General features: G+C 60.5%; 19 protein-coding genes and 1 other RNA gene. 13 read left to right on the top strand and 7 right to left on the bottom strand.

Going from position 1 to position 20,251, the window contains the following annotated elements:
* Nucleotides 1–3 precede the first annotated feature (3 nt).
* The 4 genes from VN623_RS04835 to VN623_RS04820 form a co-directional block, all read right to left on the bottom strand.
* Nucleotides 4–1,125, bottom strand: a complete 1,122-nt coding sequence (locus tag VN623_RS04835; RefSeq protein ID WP_325568683.1) for a microcin C ABC transporter permease YejB — start codon at nucleotides 1,123–1,125, stop codon at nucleotides 4–6.
* Nucleotides 1,125–2,990 (bottom strand): extracellular solute-binding protein, encoded by a 1,866-nt coding sequence (locus VN623_RS04830; RefSeq protein ID WP_325568681.1) that lies wholly within the window; start codon nucleotides 2,988–2,990, stop codon nucleotides 1,125–1,127. The genes VN623_RS04835 and VN623_RS04830 overlap by 1 nt, the downstream gene beginning before the upstream one ends.
* 34 nt (nucleotides 2,991–3,024) lie before the next feature.
* On the bottom strand, nucleotides 3,025–4,965 hold the full coding sequence (locus VN623_RS04825; protein ID WP_325568679.1) for an extracellular solute-binding protein: 1,941 nt from the start codon (nucleotides 4,963–4,965) through the stop codon (nucleotides 3,025–3,027).
* A 152-nt stretch (nucleotides 4,966–5,117) separates the two neighbouring features.
* Nucleotides 5,118–5,690: a cytochrome c family protein gene (locus tag VN623_RS04820; RefSeq protein WP_325568677.1), complete on the bottom strand. Its 573-nt coding sequence runs from the start codon at nucleotides 5,688–5,690 to the stop codon at nucleotides 5,118–5,120.
* Nucleotides 5,691–5,849: 159 nt separating this feature from the next.
* On the opposite strand from VN623_RS04820, the gene VN623_RS04815 reads away from it, so the two are divergent.
* From VN623_RS04815 to VN623_RS04805, 3 genes are read left to right on the top strand one after another with little or no spacing between them, the layout of a single operon-like run.
* Entirely contained in the window at nucleotides 5,850–6,584 is a 735-nt protein-coding gene (locus VN623_RS04815) for a 3-deoxy-manno-octulosonate cytidylyltransferase (RefSeq protein WP_325568675.1), read from the top strand.
* A gap of 56 nt (nucleotides 6,585–6,640) precedes the next feature.
* Nucleotides 6,641–7,552 carry a prephenate dehydratase gene (locus VN623_RS04810; RefSeq protein ID WP_325568673.1) on the top strand — a complete coding sequence of 304 codons (912 nt, stop codon included), beginning with the start codon at nucleotides 6,641–6,643 and terminating at the stop codon, nucleotides 7,550–7,552.
* A gap of 19 nt (nucleotides 7,553–7,571) precedes the next feature.
* Nucleotides 7,572–8,324, top strand: a complete 753-nt coding sequence (locus VN623_RS04805) for a glucose 1-dehydrogenase (RefSeq protein WP_325568671.1) — start codon at nucleotides 7,572–7,574, stop codon at nucleotides 8,322–8,324.
* A 130-nt stretch (nucleotides 8,325–8,454) separates the two neighbouring features.
* Here VN623_RS04805 and VN623_RS04800 read toward each other — a convergent pair whose 3' ends face one another.
* Nucleotides 8,455–9,195 carry an outer membrane protein gene (locus tag VN623_RS04800; RefSeq protein WP_325568669.1) on the bottom strand — a complete coding sequence of 247 codons (741 nt, stop codon included), beginning with the start codon at nucleotides 9,193–9,195 and terminating at the stop codon, nucleotides 8,455–8,457.
* A 422-nt stretch (nucleotides 9,196–9,617) separates the two neighbouring features.
* Between VN623_RS04800 and ffs the strand changes: the two genes are divergently transcribed.
* The 10 genes from ffs (at nucleotide 9,618) to truA (ending at nucleotide 18,125) form a co-directional block, all read left to right on the top strand.
* An RNA gene (ffs, locus tag VN623_RS04795) (signal recognition particle sRNA small type) lies at nucleotides 9,618–9,707 on the top strand.
* 155 nt (nucleotides 9,708–9,862) lie between these two features.
* Nucleotides 9,863–11,698: a DNA polymerase III subunit gamma/tau gene (locus tag VN623_RS04790; RefSeq protein WP_325568667.1), complete on the top strand. Its 1,836-nt coding sequence runs from the start codon at nucleotides 9,863–9,865 to the stop codon at nucleotides 11,696–11,698.
* A 38-nt stretch (nucleotides 11,699–11,736) separates the two neighbouring features.
* Nucleotides 11,737–12,057, top strand: a complete 321-nt coding sequence (locus VN623_RS04785) for a YbaB/EbfC family nucleoid-associated protein (RefSeq protein ID WP_325568665.1) — start codon at nucleotides 11,737–11,739, stop codon at nucleotides 12,055–12,057.
* Between the two features lie 52 nt (nucleotides 12,058–12,109).
* A complete protein-coding gene (gene recR / locus VN623_RS04780) occupies nucleotides 12,110–12,715 on the top strand; it encodes a recombination mediator RecR (RefSeq protein ID WP_325568663.1) in 606 nt (201 codons plus the stop codon).
* Nucleotides 12,716–12,763: 48 nt separating this feature from the next.
* On the top strand, nucleotides 12,764–14,128 hold the full coding sequence (locus VN623_RS04775; protein ID WP_325568661.1) for an MATE family efflux transporter: 1,365 nt from the start codon (nucleotides 12,764–12,766) through the stop codon (nucleotides 14,126–14,128).
* Nucleotides 14,125–15,081, top strand: a complete 957-nt coding sequence (locus VN623_RS04770) for an NAD-dependent epimerase/dehydratase family protein (RefSeq protein ID WP_325568659.1) — start codon at nucleotides 14,125–14,127, stop codon at nucleotides 15,079–15,081. Before VN623_RS04775 ends, VN623_RS04770 begins: the two co-directional genes overlap by 4 nt.
* A 31-nt stretch (nucleotides 15,082–15,112) precedes the next feature.
* Entirely contained in the window at nucleotides 15,113–15,628 is a 516-nt protein-coding gene (gene def / locus VN623_RS04765; protein WP_325568699.1) for a peptide deformylase, read from the top strand.
* Between the two features lie 157 nt (nucleotides 15,629–15,785).
* A complete protein-coding gene (gene fmt, locus VN623_RS04760; protein WP_325568657.1) occupies nucleotides 15,786–16,718 on the top strand; it encodes a methionyl-tRNA formyltransferase in 933 nt (310 codons plus the stop codon).
* A gap of 89 nt (nucleotides 16,719–16,807) precedes the next feature.
* Nucleotides 16,808–17,230, top strand: coding sequence for a hypothetical protein (locus VN623_RS04755; protein WP_325568655.1), 423 nt, complete (start codon nucleotides 16,808–16,810; stop codon nucleotides 17,228–17,230).
* 73 nt (nucleotides 17,231–17,303) lie between these two features.
* Complete coding sequence (gene truA, locus VN623_RS04750; RefSeq protein ID WP_325568653.1) at nucleotides 17,304–18,125, top strand: tRNA pseudouridine(38-40) synthase TruA; 822 nt, start codon at nucleotides 17,304–17,306, stop codon at nucleotides 18,123–18,125.
* Here the strand turns inward: truA and folE are convergent.
* Together folE and VN623_RS04740 are read right to left on the bottom strand one after the other, a co-directional pair.
* Nucleotides 18,073–18,666: a GTP cyclohydrolase I FolE gene (gene folE / locus VN623_RS04745; RefSeq protein WP_325568651.1), complete on the bottom strand. Its 594-nt coding sequence runs from the start codon at nucleotides 18,664–18,666 to the stop codon at nucleotides 18,073–18,075. The genes truA and folE overlap by 53 nt on opposite strands.
* A gap of 132 nt (nucleotides 18,667–18,798) precedes the next feature.
* Nucleotides 18,799–20,251: efflux RND transporter permease subunit (locus VN623_RS04740; RefSeq protein ID WP_325568649.1), on the bottom strand; the 1,453-nt coding region annotated here is incomplete at its 5' end.

Genomic DNA, 20,251 nt, shown 5'->3' with positions numbered 1-20,251 from the left:
GCCTCAGACCTCACGCGTCTCGAAGTCGATGCGCGGATCGACGAGGGTGTAGACGAAGTCCGATATGATGCCGACGACCAGGCCGATCAGCGAAAAGATGAAGAGAGACGCGAACACGACAGGATAATCGCGCTTCTCGATGCTTTCGAACGAGAGGAGGCCGAGCCCATCGAGTGAAAAAATCGTTTCGATCAGCAATGCCCCGGAAAAGAAGGCGCTGATGAACGCGGCCGGGAAGCCGGAGATGATCAGCAGCATGGCGTTGCGGAAGACGTGTCCGTACAAGACTTGCTGCTCCGATAGCCCCTTGGCTCGCGCTGCCACGACGTACTGTTTGCGAATTTCGTCCAGAAACGAATTCTTCGTCAGAAACGTCATAGCCGTGAACGAACCGACCGCCATCGCCGTCATCGGCAGCACAAGATGCCAGAGATAATCGGTGATCTTTCCGAACATCGATAACTGGTCCCAGTTGTCGGAGAAGAGCCCGCGCGAGGGGAACCACTGAACGAAGGATGAGCCGGCGAACAGGATCAGCAATAGAACGGCGAACAGGAAGCCCGGGATTGCATAGCCGACGACGAGTACGGCGCTACTCCAGGTGTCGAACGGCTCGCCATCCCTTACGGCCTTGCGAATGCCGAGTGGAATTGAAATCAGATACGTCAGCAGCGTCATCCATAGCCCGAGCGAAATCGAGACGGGCAATTTTTCCTTGATGAGATCCATGACGGGAACGTCGCGGAAGTAACTTTTTCCGAAATCGAACGTCAGAAAATTCTTCATCATAAGGTAGAAGCGCTCAGGCGCCGGCTTATCGAAGCCGAACTGTTTTTCGAGGCTCTTGATGAAGGCCGGATCGAGACCCTGGGCACCGCGATACTTCGAGGTGATTGAATCGGCCGCGCCCTGGCCGAGTTGAGCGCCGCCGGCACCACCGCCGAGAGCATCGCCACCGCCGCCGCCCATGCGGCTGACGATCGAGGACGAGTGCCCCATCAATTGCGCGATCATCTGTTCCACCGGACCGCCCGGCGCGAACTGTATGATGACGAACGAAAACAGCATGATGCCGAACAGCGTCGGAATGATCAGCAGCACGCGTTTCAAAAGATAGAAGGCCATCAGTTTTTCGCCGGTTCCTGAGACTGCACTTGCGGCTTGCCGGAGCTTAGGGCTTCGGCTTTCTGCGAATCGAACCACCACGTGTCGAGCACGCCCGCATCATACTTGGGCTGCACGGCGGGACGTGAGAATTTGTTCCAGTAAGCGATCGAGTAGGATGCCTTATACCACTGTGGCACCCAGTAATGCCCAGCCCGAAGCACCCGATCAATGGCACGCATCGCCGTCACGAGTTCGGCGCGGGATTTCGCCGCCATCGCCTTATCGATCAGAGCATCGACGACGGGATCGTTGATGCCGGGCAGATTAAGCGATCCGTCGATCTTGGCGGCCTCTGATCCCCAATAGCTTTTCAGCTCGACCCCCGGTGTCAGGCGAAGCGAATAGCGCTGGGTCGTCACGTCGAAATCGAACGATTTGACGCGCCGCTCGTACTGAGCCGGATCGATCAGGCGAAACGAGGCGTCGACGCCGATGCGCTTGAGATTGTCGGTGTAGGGCACGGTGATGCGTTCGAACATCGCCTCGAATTCGAGAAACTCGATCGTCAGCGTTTCGCCCTTGGCGTTGTGCAGCATGTGGTCCGGGCCGGGCGTCCAGCCTGCCGCAATCAGGAGATCGCGCGCTTTCTTCAAGTTGTCGCGGTTGTTGCCGCTGCCGTCGGTCACCGGAGGCGTATAGGGTTCGCCGAACACCTCTGGCGAAAGTTTATCTTTGAATGGCTCCAGCAGCGCCAGCTCTTCGGGGCTCGGTTTGCCGGATGCCTTCATGTCCGAATTTTCGAAGTAGCTCGTGGTGCGCTTGTAGAGGCTATAAAACAGCTTCTTGTTCGACCACTGGAAATCGAACACGAGATCAAGCGCTTCGCGTACGCGCGGGTCCTTGAGTTTGTCGCGGCGGGTATTGATGAAATAGCCTTGCGCACCCGAGGGCCGTTGATCCGGCAACACCACGGTAATCAGTCGGCCTTCGCGGACGGCCGGGATGTCGTATCTGGTCGCCCAGGCGCCACTCGAGAATTCCTCGCGAAAATCGAATTGTCCCGACAGAAGCGCCTCTAGCTCGATATTGCGATCGCGATAGTAATCGTACCGTATCTCGTCGAAGTTATAGCGGCCGCGGTTTACGGGGAGGTCTTTCGCCCAATAGTCGTTGCGGCGCGTGTAGGTAACGTAGGTTCCTGGCTTGAAATCCTTGATCTTGTAAGGGCCAGATCCAAGCGGTGGTTTCAGCGACGTCTCCTCGAACGGCTGCTTTGAATAATAGGCCTTGGACAGCACCGGCAGTTGCGCAACGATAATCGGGAGATCGCGCGTCAGGGTCCCCTTGAACGTGTAACGCACCGTTTCGGGGTCGAGCGCTTCGGCCGAAACGACGTCGTGCAACGTCATCGAAATCGCGGGGTGGCCTTTCTCTTTCAGCGCGGTGAACGAGTAGATGACGTCGGCTGCGGTCAGCGGCGTGCCATCTGCGAACTTCGCCTCGGGCCGGAGCTTGAATGTAACGGAAAGACCGTCGGGCGCGACATCGGCGGATTTGGCGATAAGCCCGTAGACGGCATCGGGTTCATCCTGGGCGCGCACCATCAGGCTGTCGAAAAGAAAATCGAGGCCCTGTGCGGCGTCGCCTTTCAGGATGTACTGATTGAGCGTGTCATACGTGTTGGCGCCGCCGGTTCCCATCGTCACCATGCGGCCGCCCTTCGGCGCAGCGGGATTGACGTAGTCGAAATGCTGGAAATCGGCCCCGTATTTCAGTTCGCCGAAAATCGACAGGCCGTGGCGTGGCTCGGCGTTGGCGTGGGGGGCCGATAGGACAACGATCAGACCAGCCAGCGCAGCGAGAACGCAGCTTCTCGGTATCATTGTCGTTCGCGTTCGGACAAAGCTCCGCACCGGATTATTTCGCCTTTGCCGCCTCGATAGCTTTTTCCTTTGCGGGGTCGATCCACCAAACCTGCGTCGGCGCCGACGTTTGGGACGGCAATTTCGCGGGCCGGCCGAAAATATCCCAGTACGCCACGCGCTCGTAAGGATAGTACCAGTGCGGAACGACGTAGTAATTCCACAGCAAAACGCGGTCGAGTGCATGCGTCGCGGCGACCAGCTCGGGACGATCTTTCGCAAACACGATGTCGTCGATCAGCTTGTCGACGGCGGGGTTCTTGATGCCGATGGTATTGCGGCTGCCATCCTTATCGGCGGCGGCCGATCCCCAGAATTCGCGCTGTTCGTTGCCGGGTGAATTCGACTGGGCGAAGTTATCGACGATGATGTCGAAGTCGCGCTTGTCTTCGCGCTGCTTGTATTGCGCGCCATCGACCGTGCGCACGGTGGCCTTGATGCCGAGTGCTTGCAGGTCTTGCGCGTACGGAAGAATGATCTGTTCAAATGTGTCGCCGTCGAGCAGAAATTCGACAGACATCTGCTCGCCTTCGGCGTTGCGAAGCACGCGCGCCGTTCGGGCTGAGGACAATCCGACCATCCCCTTCAATTTGCAAAAAAAGCCGCATGAAGGATCGGTGGCCGTTTCGCTGGAAATTTTCCAGCCGGCAGCCTCGAAAAGTTTCAATGCCTCAAGCTGATGCTTGCGATAATCGCCTTCCTGGGCGTTGACGGGATTCTTCCATTCGGTGGTGAAGACTTCAGGTGGCACCTCCGATTTGATGCCATTCAAAATTTCGAGCTCGCGTCCTTCTGGCAGCCCCTTCGATTGCAGATCCGAGTTCTCGAAGAAACTGCCGACCCTCTGATAGAGATTGAAGAACAGCTTTTTGTTGGCCTGTTCGAAATTGAAGAGGAGGTTGAAAGCGTGCCGGACGCGCACGTCCTGGAATTGTTTGCGGCGCAGATTGAAAACAAAAGCCTGCATCGAAGCGACGCGTTTTACTGGGATCGCCTCTTTGATCACGAGCCCCTTTTTCAGCGCATCGAAATCATACTGCGTCGCCCAGGCGGAAGCCCGGTTCTCGATCCATAGGTCGAGCTTTCCAGTTTTGAAATCCTCGAATGCCGGCGCGCGGTCGCGATAATAGGTGAATTCGAGGGTGTCGATATTGTACTGGCCACGCATCACGGGCAAATCCTTTGCCCAGTAGTCGGGCACGCGCTCGTAGGTGATTTTACGGCCGGTATCGACGGATTTGATTTTGTATGCCCCGTTGCCGAGCGGTGGCTCGACGGTCGTCTCGCCAAGGTCGCGCTGTTTGCCGTTGGCGTCCTTGCCTTCCCAGTACTTCTTCGACACGACCGAAAGCTCGCCGACGATCATCGGCAACTCGCGATTGCCTTTGACGTTGAACGTGAAGGTCACCTCGTGATCGCCGGTCTTCTCGGCCTTCTCGACGTTCTTGTAATAGAATGCGTAAAACGGATTGACCTTCTTGAACTGCTCGAACGAGAAAACGACATCCTCGGGCGTGATCGGCTGCCCGTCATGAAACTTGGCTTCAGGCCGCAGCTTGAAAGTCACCGATGAAAAGTCACTCGGGTACGAGGCGCATTCTGCGATGAGGCCGTATTGCGTCGACGGTTCATCGGGGCTCGCCGCGAAAAGTCCGTCGAATATTATGCCGAGGCCGACAGCCTTGACGCCCTTGTCTGAAAACGGGTTCAGCGTGTCGAATGTGCCATCGGCCCACTGACGCAGCGTGCCGCCTTTCGGAGCGTCCGGGTTCACCCAATCGAAATTCTTGAAATCGGCGCCGTATTTCGGTTCGCCGACGAGGGAGAGCGCGTGGTGGCACACCGGCTCTTCGGCCTGAGCCAGATCTTCAATCGACAAGAAGCCCAGCAATGCCATCACGGCGACGGCTAACTGCGTCATCAGGCGCATACGCATCGTCGGCTGGGTCCTTTCAATGTCTCGTCCTGGCAGCAGGTTAACACGGCCGGAAACCACGGGGATAAATCCGACGTCCCGATAAGAAAACGACCCCGCCAAGTGCCCGGCAGGGTCGCAAACTTTGATAGCCATAGCGAGTTAACTTGCTGTCATTTAGGCAACGGCACAGGGGTATCGGCGAGGGTTGCCAGATAAGCAATCACGTCGGCCTCGTCGCTGGGGGTCGGCAGTCCCGTGAACACCATTTTAGTGCCTGGTATATCGGCCTTCGGATTGTGCAGAAATCGGCCGAGTTCTTCGAACGACCAATCGCCGCCCTTGGCCTTCATCGCCTCGGAATAGGAGAACCCTGGATAAGTCGCTTTCGGGCGATTGACGACGCCCCAGAGATTGGGTCCGACGGTCGGCGTCTTGCCCTTCTCGGAGACGTGGCAAGCGTGACATTTCTTGAAGATGGACTTGCCATTCTCTGCATTAGCCTTGGCCAGTAGAGCAACGACTTCTTTGCCGGCGGCCTCAGGAGTGGCGGCGGCAGGCGCACCGGCTTCGCCGGCTGCTCCGTCTGCGGGTTTAGCGGTCTCGGCCGTCGGGGCCGGCAACTGGAACCCCGGCTTCTCGGGTGTTTGTCCGACGTTCATCTCGATGAAGGTCTTCGTGCCGACGATCAGCAGCAATGCCGCGAGCACGGCGCCCGCAATCTTGGTGAACTCGAATTGATTCATTCCGCAGCTCCCGTGGCGGCCAGCCCATGGCACGCAAATCAAAGATGACGAGACTGATCGGAGGTATATAAGCTCACCTCACCCTTGCAAGCGCTCAAACCGTCTCGTCCCACAATCGCGGCGAGACAGTTTGTCACCGAGCCAGAGATCCCGCCCGCAGTGATTCGAAATACTCTGATCGTCATACCGGCTCGCATGCACGCGACCCGGCTTCCCGGCAAGCCGCTGGCCGACATTCGCGGCCGGCCGATGATCGTCCGCGTCTGGCAACGCGCCGTTGCGGCGAACGCCGGGCACGTGATCGTCGCGACCGATAGCGAAGAGATCGTAAAGGTTGTGACGGCCGCCGGGGGCGAAGCGGTGATGACGAGGGCCGATCATGCGTCGGGGTCAGACCGGGTTCACGAGGCGGTCACGAAGGTCGATCCGGCGCACGACGCCAGTATCATCGTCAATCTGCAAGGCGATCTGCCGACGCTCGATCCACAACTCGTCGGCCAATGCGTCGCGCCGCTTGCGACGGCTGAAACCGCCATCGCGACATTAGCCGCCGTCATTTCCGAGGCCGAGGAACGAACCAACCCAAACGTCGTCAAAGTGGTCGGCACGCCGATCGCGGAGAACCGGCTACGCGCGCTCTATTTCACGCGGGCCACGGCGCCTTCGGGCGATGGCCCGCTCTACCACCACATCGGCATCTATGCCTATCGCCGCGACAGTCTCGAGCGCTTCGTCTCGCTGCCGCCTTCGCCGTTGGAAAAGCGCGAAAAGCTTGAGCAACTGCGGGCGCTCGAAGCCCAAATGCGCATCGACGTCACGATCGTTGACACTGTTCCCCTCGGTGTCGATACTCCGGCCGACCTGGAGCGCGCCCGCCGTCTTGTCGCGCCGTGATTCTTCCGCTTTCTCGTCCCTCCAAGACAATCGCAATTCGAGCCAGTTGATAAGCCATGCCGCAACGATCAGGGTCCGCAGAGGACACCGCGAAAATATCCTACCAAGGTGAGCCGGGGGCCAATTCGCATCTGGCGGCGCGCGAAGCCTTTCCCGACTTGGAGGCGATCGCCTATCCGACATTCGAGGATGCCATCGCGGCGGTCAAAAACGGCGATGCGCGCTATGCGATGATCCCGATCGAGAATTCGGTGGCGGGGCGCGTTGCCGACATCCACCATCTGCTTCCGGACGCAAATCTTTACATTGTCGCCGAGCACTTCCTGCGCGTGCGCCATCAGCTGATGGCCAAGCCCGGCGCCAGCCTCGCGACGATCAAACGCGTGATGAGCCATACGCAGGCACTCGGCCAGTGCCGTGTTACGCTGCGCAAGCTTGGTATCGCGCCGGTGCCGGGAGCCGACACGGCGGGTTCGGCGCGGCTCGTCGCCGAGAGCGACGATCTGACGACGGCCGCGATCGCATCGCGACTGGCCGCCGAGATTTACGGTTTGCAGATTCTGAAATCCGACATGGAAGACGAGACGCACAACACGACGCGCTTCGTCGTTCTTGCCAAGGAGCCCGATGACGCGGAACCCGGCAACGGGCCGGTCATCACCACCTTCATTTTCCGCGTCCGCAACCTTCCGGCGGCGCTCTACAAAGCGCTTGGCGGCTTCGCGACGAACGGCGTCAATATGACGAAGCTCGAAAGCTATCAAGAAGAAGGTACGTTCAACGCCACGATGTTCTTTGCCGACATCGACGGCCATCCCGTCAATCGCTCCGTTCAGCTGGCGCTCGAGGAATTGTCGTTCTTCTCGACGCAGACGAAAATTCTCGGCACGTATCCTGCCAGTCCGTTTCGCAAGGAGGCGGCGGAGCTCGCGGCAAGCGGGCAGGTGCCGCTGAAGCGCCCCGGCTAGGATCAATGGGCTGACGGACATGCGTCTCAGAGACAAGGTGGCGATCGTCACGGGCGGCGGATCGGGTTTCGGCCGCGGCATCGCCGAACTGTTTGCGGGGGAAGGCGCCAAGGTCGTCGTCGCCGATATCAACGGTGCGGCGGCGCGCTCATGTGTAGAAGCGATCGGCTCCGGTCGCGCGGTCGCAACGACGACGGACGTAACGAAGCGCGTCGATGTCGATGCGATGGTCGCGGCGGCCGTCGAAGCCTTTGGCGGCGTCGACATCCTCGTCAACAACGCCGGCGTGACGCACAAGAACCAGTCGTTGATGACGGTTACTGAGGACGAATTCGATCGCATCTACGCGGTCAACGTCAAATCGATCTATCTCACGACATTGGCGGTCGTTCCGCTCATGGAGAAACGCGGCGGCGGATCGATCATCAATACGGCGTCGACGGCGGGCCTTCGCCCGCGGCCGGGGCTCACTTGGTACAATGGGTCGAAGGGCGCCGCGATTACGTTGACGAAGTCGATGGCCGTGGAGCTGGCTCCGAAGAACATCCGCGTCAATGCGATCAATCCGGTGATCGGCGAGACGGGCATGCTCGAACAATTCATGGGCGTGGCCGACACGCCGGAGAACCGCGCGAAGTTCATCGCCGGTATTCCGCTTGGCCGTATGTCAACGCCACGCGACATCGCAAACGCGGCGCTTTTTCTCGCCGATCCGGCCAGCGCTTTCGTCACCGGCGTTGCGATCGAGGTTGATGGCGGCAGGTGTATTTAAACTATTGAGATGCAACCGGCCGTCTGAATCGAACGGCGTCTTTATCCCAGCAGAAGCATTGGCGGATTCGGTAAAAAAAGGGCCGCTGGCGGGGTGCCAACGGCCTTAGGTACGGCTGGGGTTGAGTGGTCTATTTAAGGGGTTCGGGAGGTATGTAATTGCTGCGTGTGTCGAGCAGGATATTCAATCGTGCTTCGATGATATTGAAATCCGAGTCTACGCGTAAATTACCGTCCGTAATTGGGTTGTTCGAACTGTCGAGCAGCCGATAATGGTTATCCTGTAAGTTTACGTGCTCATATTGGACGGCGAGCGATACGTTACGCGTAAACTGATATTCAATGCCGCCGCCGACGTTCCAACCGTTTACATCGTCGTCGGCGTGAAATGTCGCACCGGCTGAGGGCGTGAGCAACTCGACGTGCGCACGGGCGTAGCCGCCTGTTCCGTAGAGCAGCAAGGGTCCGAACGCGTATCCCAAGCGTCCATTCAAAAGAAGCAGGTTGTCGACGTTGTTATGACAAGTGAAGCTGGCGTTGGGGCAGGTAGAAGCTCCGTCGAGGTCATCCATACCTGAATAAGAAACCTCAGCGCCGGCTACGAATGGGCCGAATTGGTGGAGTATGCCGACTTGTCCGCCAAACGCCGTTCCGCTGTCGAGTCCTGGCGATGTCCGCGTGTCAAAGTCCGGAGAAAACCAGTCGCTGTCGCCCCATGCGCCGCCTACGTGCGCGCCGACATACAGCTTATTCCACATACCGTCGTTGTAAGTTGAGTAGGGTGGAAACCAATCATCAGCTAACGCGGGGGAAGCCATCAAAAACGCCGACGCTAATACCGCTAAGCCAACATGACCAATATGACTGCGCATGACCGCACCTCGACTAATTCGAACGCTCGTCGTGCATCTGCAATGAGCGAATCGCTAATCAGTCTGAGAGAGCGAATCTAGCCCTTTATCGCGGGTTCCTTGTGCATAACAATTTGCGTGACAAGGATGCCACTCAGCAAAGTCTTCGGCTCAAGTGAGCTAGAATCCCGCCAACATAGAGTCCTGGTTTTCCAGCATGCGAGAAATATCAAGGCAGACTGCGGCAAGAGATTTCCGGCCATAGGGCGGCAGCGCTGACTGGGACGCCCAAGCCGCGCCGATACAGCAAATTATTGTTCCGCCGACGCTTCTGGCGCTGAACCGCCGATTGTGTTCGTGCAACGAGGGCGAAGCGCATTTGCCGCGCCGCGCGGGGCAAAGGGTTGTACTTCCGGTTCGTTCCGACCATTATATGGACGGGAGGTTGGCGGCGGACGAATTCGTCGCCAACCGGGTCAGGTCCGGAAGGAAGCAGCCCTAACGATCAGAAGTCGGGTCGTTCGCCAGCCTCTCATTTGCCGCCCGCGCGCGCTATTCGGATCGCAGGTGATCTGGCGCTCGGCCCACCCGAAATTGCAGGGGCGGTCATAGCCCGAAAATATGGGCCGCCGGGCGTTCATCGCCTTGCTCCCTCGCCCTTTCGGCGAAAGTCGGCTACTCCGGGATAATGGCGAAGAAGAAATCAAATACGGCAGACGACTCGGATGGCGCGGGGCCGGCGAAGCCCTACGTCGTGCTGGCGCGCAAGTACCGGCCGGCGACGTTCGATGATCTGATCGGCCAATCGGCCATGGTGACGACACTGCGGAACGCTTTCGCCGCCGGACGCATCGCGCAAGGCTATATGCTGACCGGTGTTCGCGGTGTCGGCAAAACGACGACGGCGCGCATTCTGGCTCGGGCTCTCAATTACGAAGCGCCGGGTTACGACAAGCCGACGATCGACATGCCGGGCCTTGGCGTCCACTGCAAAGAGATCATGGAGGGTCGTCACCCGGACGTGCTCGAGATCGATGCCGCGTCCAATACCGGCGTCGATAACATCCGCGAGATCACCGAAAGCGCGCAGTACATGCCGCTCGTGGCGCGCACCAAAGTCTTCATGATCGACGAAGTTCACATGCTGTCGAAGGGCGCCTTCAACGCCCTTCTGAAGACGCTTGAAGAACCTCCGGCGCACGTCCGTTTCATTTTCGCGACGACCGAAATCCGCAAGGTGCCCGTCACCGTGCTGTCGCGCTGCCAGCGTTTCGATCTGCGCCGCGTCGAGCAGCCGGTGCTGGCCGAGCACTTCAAGAAGATCGTCGAGAATGAAGGCGCGCGTGCCGATCCCGATGCTTTGCAGCTGATCGCGCGAGCGGCCGAGGGTTCGGTGCGCGACGGCCTCTCGGTGCTAGATCAAGCGATCGCAATGGGCGAGGGGCACGTCACCGCGATTAAGGTTCGCGACATGCTCGGGCTTGCCGATCGCGCCCGCATTTTCGATCTCGCCGAATCGCTCTTCCGTGGTGACGTGGCCGCGGCGCTCGAGGGCCTTTCGGGCCTGCATCGCGATGGCGCTGCGTCCGTGGAGGTCATTTCGGATCTGGCGGAAGCCGTGCACGCGATCGCGCGCGTCAAGGCTGTCGGCGAGGAGCCGGCAGGTGAGGGTCTGACGGCAGAGGAAAAAAAGCGCTGCACGGCGCTCGCGGAACGGTTGTCGATGCCTTATCTGTCACGCGCCTGGCAGATGCTGCTCAAGGGTTTTGAAGAAACTTCGCGCGCGCCGAACCCGCGCATTACCGCCGAAATGGTCCTGATCCGCCTCGCCTATACCGCTGATCTGCCGACGCCCGATGAATTGATCCGCACTCTTGGCGGCGGGGCCGTCCCCGTGCGCCGTGGCGCGCCTTCTTCCCCAGAACAGACGGCCGTGGCTGCGCGCACGCCGGTCAATGCCGCTCCGGCTGCTCCGAGGGCCGAAAGCCCCGAAGATGATGCGAGCGACGGCTTCGATTTCAGCGACGACGACGTTCTCGAGGATGACGATGTCGCCGGTGCGAGCGAGGAAGCCGCTGTGCTGCCGCCTGCCGCCATCGCTGCGAGATCTGATCCGCGCTCGTTTGCCGACGTCGTGGCGCTTGTCAGTGAGAAGCGCGATGCAAAGCTCAAATTTCATCTCGAAGATCATGTCAGCCTCGTCAAATTCGACGGCGCAGCCGGTTCGATCGATCTTTTTCTGCTACCCGGTGCACCGGCGGAACTCGCGAACGATCTGCGCGAAAAGCTCAACGCCTGGACAACCCGGAAGTGGGTCGTGGTGCTCTCGAAAGAAGCGGGTGCGCCTGCGATCGGTGCCGTTAATCGGGCTCGCGAAGCCGCCGAACTTGTATCGCTCAAAGCGCATCCCGCCGTGCGCGCCGTATTCGCGGCGTTTCCGAATGCCAAGATAACGGCGGTGCGCCGAACCGCCGGACATGAGATCGAAGCCGACGACGGCGACAACGAGAGCGAGGCGGGTTGAAGTCCGCTCGATTATTAGAGGCCCGCGTAGAGGACGATATGAAAGATTTGATGGGCATGATGAAGCAGGTCGGCGAAATGCAGGCCCGCTTCAAGGAAATGCAGGAAGAGCTTGGCCGCGCCGAAATCGACGGTCAATCGGGCGGCGGTCTCGTGCGCTTGACGGTTGATGGCAAGGGCGAAGTCAAACGCGTTCGCATCGATCCGAGCCTGATGAAAAGCGACGAGGTCGAAATCCTGGAAGACCTCATCGTTGCCGCCGCTGCCGATGCGCGCGCCAAAGCCGATGCCGCCATGCAAGCCAAAATGTCGGAGATCACCGGCGGTCTGCCGTTGCCGCCCGGGCTCAAGTTGTTCTAACGACGCTGCTCATGCGCGACCCCGCTAAATTCAGCCCAACCGGCGGCCTCTGATGTCGCGAAAAATCGCAGGGCCAGAGATCGAGCGTTTGGTGCAGCTGTTGGCGCGGCTGCCGGGGCTCGGGCCGCGCTCGGCCCGCAAAGCCGTGCTGGCGTTGCTGAAGCGGCGCAACGATTTGCTGTTGCCATTGACCGACGCCTTGCAGCAGGCGGTCGCAAAGATTGCGGAATGCCCGTTGTGCGGCAATCTCGATACCGTCTCACCCTGCAGCGTCTGCCAGGACACGCGGCGCGATCAGAGCCTGATCGTTGTCGTCGAAGAGGTCGGCGACCTCTGGGCGCTCGAGCGCGCCGGCGTCGTCGCGGCCCGTTATCACGTGCTCGGCGGTCATCTATCGCCGCTCGATGGCATCGGCCCGGAACAGCTGAACGTCGCCAGTCTGTTGAGCCGTGCGCAATCACCTGAAGTCCGAGAGATTTTGCTGGCGCTCAACGCCACCGTCGAAGGCCAATCGACCGCGCATTACATTTCAGATCAGCTCGCCGCAACGGGTGTTACGGTATCACGGCTGGCGCAAGGCGTGCCGATCGGCGGTGAATTGGATTATCTCGACGACGGTACGTTGGCGGCTGCATTCAAGGCGCGGCGCAAAATTTAAAAAAACATAATAAGCTCTGGCGCGGCACGCGCGGGCGGAGAGTGAATAATGGCAGATGTCGAGCCCGTAATCCGGGCCGCCCAAGGGCCGGTATTCGTCACGGGCTCGCTGTTGCGCCACATACTGGTGATGACGGGCGCCGGCGCGATCGGGTTGATGGCGATCTTCATCGGCGATCTCGCCAATATCTATTTCCTGTCGCGGCTCGGTGACGAGGCGATCGTAGCGGCGGTTGGTTACGCTAGTTCGATCCTGTTTTTCTCGACCTCGATCGGCATAGGATTGTCGATTGCGACGACATCGCTCGTCGCGCCCGCACTCGGCGCAGGCCGGCGCATCCGCGCGCGACGCCTCGCGGCTAACGCACACGTTCTGGCATTCGCCGCCTCGGCAGTGCTGAGCACGGCGCTTTGGCTGGCGATCGGACCGCTGCTCGAAATGCTCGGGGCTACGGGCCGCACGCTCGACCTTGCGACGCTCTATCTTCGAATTCTCATCCCGACGCTTCCTTTCTTGTCGATGGGCATGACGTCGGCGGCCGTTCTTCGGTCAGCGGGCGATGCGCGTCGCGCCATGCACGTGACGTTGTCGGGAGCGATCGTCAACACGATCCTCGACGTCATCTTCATCCTCCATTTCGGGCTCGGGATCGAAGGTGCCGCATTGGCCTCGCTGCTGGCTCGGCTGGTGATCATGGGCGTCGGGTTTCACGGCGTCATCAATGTGCATGATCTGCTGGGCAGACCGAAGCTCACGACGCTGAGGCAGGACGTACCGGCGTTCTCGAGTATCGCGGCACCTGCCGTGCTGACGAACATCGCACCGGCCGTCGGCAATGCCTACGTGACGTATGCGATGGCGGCTCACGGCGATGCGGCGGTGGCTGCCTGGGCGATCATCGGCAGGGTCATCCCGGTCGCGTTCGGCGCCATCTATGCGCTATCCGGATCGGTCGGGCCGATCATTGGCCAGAACTACGGAGCGCGGTCGCCGATCCGCATGCGCGATGTGTTCACGCTGGCGCTTTTTACGATGACGGCATTCACGTCCATCGCCTGGATCATTCTTTCAGTCTTTGCCCACGACCTCGCAAGCGTCTTCAACGCAGGACCGGAAGCGCGTGCGTTGATCGTATTTTTCTGTCGCTGGCTGTCGCCGCTTTTCGTTTTCCTGGGCGCGCTGTTCGTCGCCAACGCCACCTTCAACACACTTGGCCGTGCCCACTATTCAACGCTATTGAATTGGGGTCGAGCAACTTTGGGAACCGTTCCATTCGTGCTTCTCGGCGGCACCTACTATGGCGCCGAGGGTGTACTTGCCGGCAACATGATCGGCGGCGTCGCCTTCGGTTTGATCGCAATTTTATCGGGATATCGATTGATCGCGCGTCTCGCGAACGGACTTCAGGCATGACTGCTGCACCGCGTATTCTCGTAACGGGCGCCTCGGGCTTCATCGGCCAGCACGTCGTTCGAGAGCTTGCGGAATGCGGCTATCAGGTTCGTGCTGCCGCCCGTCATCCCATCGTGTTCGATGACCCGCGTATTGAGGGCGTCGCGCTCGGCGACATGTCACGTTCATTCGCTGCCGAATATATCGTGCGCGGGGTCGATGCCGTGGTCCACGCCGCCGGGCTGGCGCATGCCCGCGCCGATCTTCCCGACTCCGTTTACACGGCCATCAACGTCGAGGCGACGCGGAAGCTGGCGCGTGCCGCACGTGCGGCGCGGGTCAAGCACTTCGTGCTGATGTCCTCGATCCGTGCGCAGGTCGGCGTCTCGCATCCCGGCGTCATTACGGAGGCGACGCCGGCGGCCCCGACCGACGCTTACGGACGCTCGAAAGTTGCGGCTGAAGCCGTTACCGCCGAGGCGTTGGACGGCTCGAGAACACGTTGGACCGTACTGCGGCCGGTCCTCGTTTATGGTCCCGAGGTCAAAGGCAATATGGCGGCGCTGATGCGGCTTGCCGCGCTACCGGTACCGCTGCCGTTCGGCGCGGGGAAGAGCCGCCGCTCTCTCTTGAGCATAGGCAACCTTGTTGCTGCCCTTCGCCACGTCCTTCAGACCGAAACCGCTGACAGCGGTTCTTTTGTCGTCGCCGACGACGCGCCGGTCACGATGGCCGAAATCATCCGGGCGGTGCGGCACGGTCTCGGTAGCCGGGCCTTGCTTCTGCCGGTGCCGGAAGTTGCGGTCGCTGCGGCGCTGCGTTTAAGTGGCAAGGCCGACCTCGCCGACCGCTTGACCGGCGAACTCGTCGTTGATGCGGCGCGGCTGAGGGCGAGCGGCTGGTCGCCGCCCGAAAACACCGCAGTAGCGCTCGCCGCCGCGGCGCGTGCGAGCAGGCGCAATGCGCACCATTGACCATCGCGACGGCGTTCCATATGTCAGCGTTATGGCCGTTCTACCGATCATCACTCTCCCTGATCCCGTGCTGCGCAAGATCTCCGATCCCGTCGAGCGCGTCGACGATGCTGTCGTCAAGCTGATGGACGATATGCTGGAGACAATGTACGCAGCGCCGGGTGTCGGGCTCGCCGCCATCCAGGTCGGCGTGCCGAAGCGGATTGTGGTGCTCGATACGGCTGAGGACGGCGCCCCTCCGCAGCCGATTGCGATGGCCAATCCGGAGCTTGTCGCACTGGGCTCCAAAACGCGGGTTCACGAGGAGGGCTGTCTCTCGATTCCCGACGTTCGGGTTGATATCGAAAGACCTGAAACGGTGACGGTGAGCTACCTCGACCGCAATGGTAAGGCGCAGGAACTCGAAGCCAACGGGCTGCTCGCAACCGCCATACAACACGAACTCGATCATCTCGATGGTCAGCTGATCATCGACTTCCTGTCGCGGCTGAAGCGAGACATAATCATCCGCAAGTTCAAGAAGCAGAGCCGCGAAGCGCGCGATTGAGCCTCGGTCGCTTATGGCGCCTCGGTGCTGCCGCGCGCGGACATACTTTCCGCGAGTGCGGTTGGCTTCCCATAGGGAGTCGCACGCAAACACACTTTCCGCGCGTGCGGCCGGCTCTCCGGAGGAGAGTCGCACGCGCAAACAAAAAAGAGGCCCAATGGCGCTCGACATCATTTTCATGGGCACGCCCGAATTTTCCGTGCCCGTTCTCGATGCGGTGAGCGCCGCCGGACACCGTGTCGTTGCGGTTTACAGCCAGCCGCCACGGCCTGCAGGGCGTGGCATGTCCGAAATCAAATCGCCCGTGCAGCGTCGCGCCGAAGCTTTGGGATTGCCTGTTCGGACACCGCTGAATTTCAAGGGCGACGCCGAGCGGGCGGATTTTGCGGCGCTCAAGGCCGACGCCGCCGTCGTCGTGGCGTACGGTCTTCTTTTGCCGAAGGCCGTGATCGAAACGCCGCTGCTCGGCTGCTACAATGTGCATGCTTCGAAGCTGCCGCGCTGGCGTGGAGCCGCTCCGATCCAGCGGGCGATCATGGCGGGAGATGCGGTTACCGCCGTCAACATCATGCGGATGGATGCAGGGCTTGATACCGGCCCCGTATGTCTCGGCGGCGACGTTCCTATTCCCTCCGCCATGACCGCCGGTCAACTGCATGATGTGCTTTCGAAGCTCGGCGCCGAACTGATGGTCGAAGCTCTGGCGCGGCTCGAAGCAGGTCAGCTCGACGCTGTGCCGCAGGCCAGCGACGGCGTCACATATGCTTCCAAGATCGACAAGCGCGAGACCCGTATCGACTTTGCCAAGCCCGCCCAGGAGGTCGCCAACCACATCCGGGGGCTATCGCCCAATCCGGGTGCGTGGTTTGAGACAGACGGCGCGGGAAAGCGCGAGCGGATCAAAATTCTCGCGGCACTACCGGTTCAGGGCGACGGTGTCGCGGGATCTCTACTCGACGACAATCTGACGATTGCCTGCGGCGAAGGTGCCATTCGCGTGCAGCAGTTGCAGCGTGCCGGCAAGCAACCGATGGCGGCCTCGGATTTTCTGCGTGGAACACGCCTTACGCCGGGCACGCGCTTTAACTGAGGCCGTTAAGCTTACTCTGCAAACGCTGCTCAACTTCCGGCAACTAAAGCTAATCTTCCGTTGATCCGTGTCCAGGTGGAGGACCAACGATGGTTCGCAGTTTTTTGCTTTGTCTTGTCGCCGGTGGTTCGATTGCGATCGGCGCCGCGGGCGGGGCGAACGCCGAGAGCTTCACGACGCGAATCGAGCCGCGTCCGTTTTACGGCGCTGTCGTAACGCTCGAAGAAGGCGTGCGCGTCATTCGTCCGCTTCCGCCGGTCCGCCAAGTCATAATCAATCCCAATAATACCCCGCTGTCGCTCGGCTTCAACGATACGCGCGTCTATGAGCGCAGCGAGAACTACAACTACAATACCACTGACAATGGGACTGCCGGTTATAACGGTGTACCCATCTATAGCGCTCCCTTCTTCGGCAATGGCCGTGGCTTCGGAAGATTTCGCAACCGGTTTCGCCATTTTAACCGCGGGCACGGCGGGCATGGCGGTCACGGTGGATTTCACGGTCGCTAAACGCGCATTGAGAGCAGACGCTTGAGCGGGTAGGGATGGCGCACACAGTTGTGCCGCGCGCTTGAGTTCCAGTATGCCACGCTACCGCATCATCATCGAATACGACGGCACGCCCTTTGTCGGCTGGCAACGCCAGGCGGCAGGGGTATCGATTCAAGGCGCGCTCGAAACCGCGATCAAGAAGTTTTCCGGCGAAACGGTCGGCGTGCGTGGTGCCGGGCGCACCGATGCCGGCGTCCATGCGCTGGGACAGGTTGCGCACTTCGATCTAGAAAAGGCGTGGGACCCGGCTCGTGTCCGCGACGCGGTGAACTTTCACCTGCGTCCGCATCCGATCGCCGTCGTTTCATCGGCTGCGGTCGACGCCACCTTCGACGCGCGATTCAGCGCCGTGAAGCGCCATTATGAATATCGAATTCTGACGCGCCGGGCGCCGCCGATCCTGAACCGCAATCGCGTCTGGTGGACGGTGCATGACCTCGATGCCGACGCGATGCAAGAGGCGGCAGCCGTTCTGGTCGGCAGGCACGATTTCACCACCTTCCGTGCCGCGCAGTGTCAGGCGCGGTCACCGGTCAAAACTCTCGATGTGTTCGAGGTCCACCGCCTGCGTGACGAAATCGTGTGCCGCGTCTCGGCACGGTCGTTCCTGCACAATCAGGTCCGTTCGATGGTCGGCAGTCTGAAGCTCGTCGGCGAGGGCAAGTGGACGGGCGCAGACATGGCAAGGGCGCTCGCTGCCTGCAACCGGGAAGCCTGCGGACCTGTTGCGCCTGCATCGGGCCTCTATCTCGTCGCCGTCGATTACAACTTGGCAGCGGCAGAAGTGGCCGGAGACGGCATCAGCGCGACTTCTGATCTTCCGTCACAATCGCCAGAAACTCCTGACGCGTAATAGGATTGTCGCGGAAGACGCCGAGCATGCGGCTTGTGACCAGGTCCGTCCCAGGTTTGTGCACGCCGCGTGTCGTCATGCACTGATGCTCTGCCTTGAGTACGACCGCCACGCCTTCGGGCTCTAATACCTGCTGGATGGTATTGGCGATCTGCGCCGTCATTTTTTCCTGGATCTGCAGTCGCTTTGCATAGGCGTTCACAACACGCGCCAGTTTCGAGATTCCAACGACCCGGCCGCGGGGAATATAGGCGACCCAGGCGTGGCCGATGATCGGCGCCATGTGGTGCTCGCAGTGGCTTTCAAAACGAATGCCGCGCAGCACGATCATTTCATCGTAACCTTCGATTTCCTCAAAGGTCTTTTTTAGGATCGCCTCGGGGTCCTCATCGTAGCCGCGGAAATATTCCTCATAGGCGCGCGCCAACCGCGCAGGCGTCTCCTTGAGGCCGTCGCGCGTGGGATCGTCGCCGCTCCAGCGGATGATAGTTTTGAATGCCGCTTCGACGTCGGCACGTGTCGGCTTTTTTTCGGATTTCATGGGAATACGTATTGTTCCAGATTAATTGGCCCTCGCCACTATAGGGCAAAGAAAAAAGTTGGGTCCAGATTGACGTCTCGTACCGTTCGCGATGGTGAAGATCGGCACGCGGCGGGCGCCGTTTGACAAGAACTAGCCCGTCAATGGCGCAACGGGCGGCTCCGATTGCGCATCCGGGCGACGCCTCGCGGCGAAGCCACGAACGAGAACGTAGAAGACCGGCGTAAAGATCAAGCCGAAAAGTGTCACACCGAGCATTCCGGAGAAAACGGCGGTGCCGAGTGACTGGCGCATCTCGGCGCCGGCTCCGGCTGCGAAGACCAGCGGCACGACGCCGAGGATGAAGGCGAGCGACGTCATCAAGATGGGCCGCAACCGCGTGCGGGCGGCTTCGACTGCGGCATCGAACCGCGACATGCCCTGATCTTCGGCCTGCTTCGCGAACTCGACGATCAGGATAGCGTTCTTCGCCGCGAGGCCGACCAGCACCACGAGACCGATTTCGACAAGGATGTTCCGGTCGAGACCACGGATATTGACGCCGACCATCGCCGCGAAAATGCACATCGGCACGATCAGGATAACGGCGAGCGGCAGCAGCCAGCTTTCGTAAAGTGCTGAGAGCAGCAGAAAGACAAAAAGCACCGACAGCCCGAAAGCAACGATAGCCGTATTGCCGGCGAGTTTTTCCTGCAGCGCGATTTCGGTCCATTCGAAACCGAAGCCGGCTGGTAGAACGGTTTCCGCGACGTTCTCCATCATCTTGATGGCGTCGCCGGTCGCGTAACCGCGCTGGAGCTGCACCTGGACTTCCGCGGCGGGGTAGAGGTTGTAGCGCGGCACGCGGTATGCGCCGGTCGTGTCCTTGAAGGTCGCGACCGAGCCGATCGGTACCATGTCGCCGGCATTGTTCCGCGTCTTCAAGTTTGAGACATCGCGCAGCGACAGGCGGTACGGATTGTCGGCTTGTGCCGTCACCCGGTAGGTTCGCCCGAGGATGTTGAAGTCGTTGACGAACGCCGAGCCCATGTAGACGGAAAGCGCCTCAAACACGCGACTGATCGGCACGCCAAGCTGCTCGGCCTTGGTGCGGTCGATGTCGGCATAGACTTCGGGCGTGCGGACATTGAAGAGCGTGAACGCCTGCGCGACTCCGGGCTTCTGTCCGGTCGTGCCGGCCATGGCCCATGCTGCACCTTCGAGCGCTGGCAAGCCGCGCCCGGCCTTATCCTGCACATAGCCTTTGAGGCCGCCGCCCGTGCCGATACCCGGAACCGAGGGCGGCTCGAGGACGAGGACAAACGCCTCTTTGATCGTGCTCATTTGCTGTCGGAGATCGTTGAGGATGTCGTCCTTTGTAATGCCGGCGGCAATGCGTTCCTCGAACGACTTGTAGTTGACGAAGATGACGCCCGTGTTCGGCGCGTTGGTGAAGGTCGCCCCGTCGAAGCCGACGAATGCAACCGCGTGCGTGATGCTCGGGCGGGACAGAATAATGTCCGACGCCTTGCGAACAACCGCGTCGGTCCGGTTGAGGGTCGATCCTGGCGGAAGTTGCAGAGCAACGATGAGGTAGGCGCGGTCG

Source organism: Hyphomicrobium sp. (assembly GCF_035572195.1).
In the GTDB taxonomy this organism is placed as follows: domain Bacteria; phylum Pseudomonadota; class Alphaproteobacteria; order Rhizobiales; family Hyphomicrobiaceae; genus Hyphomicrobium_B.
The sequence above is the reverse complement of the archived record's forward strand: the minus strand, read 5'-3'. Positions and strand labels throughout refer to the sequence as shown.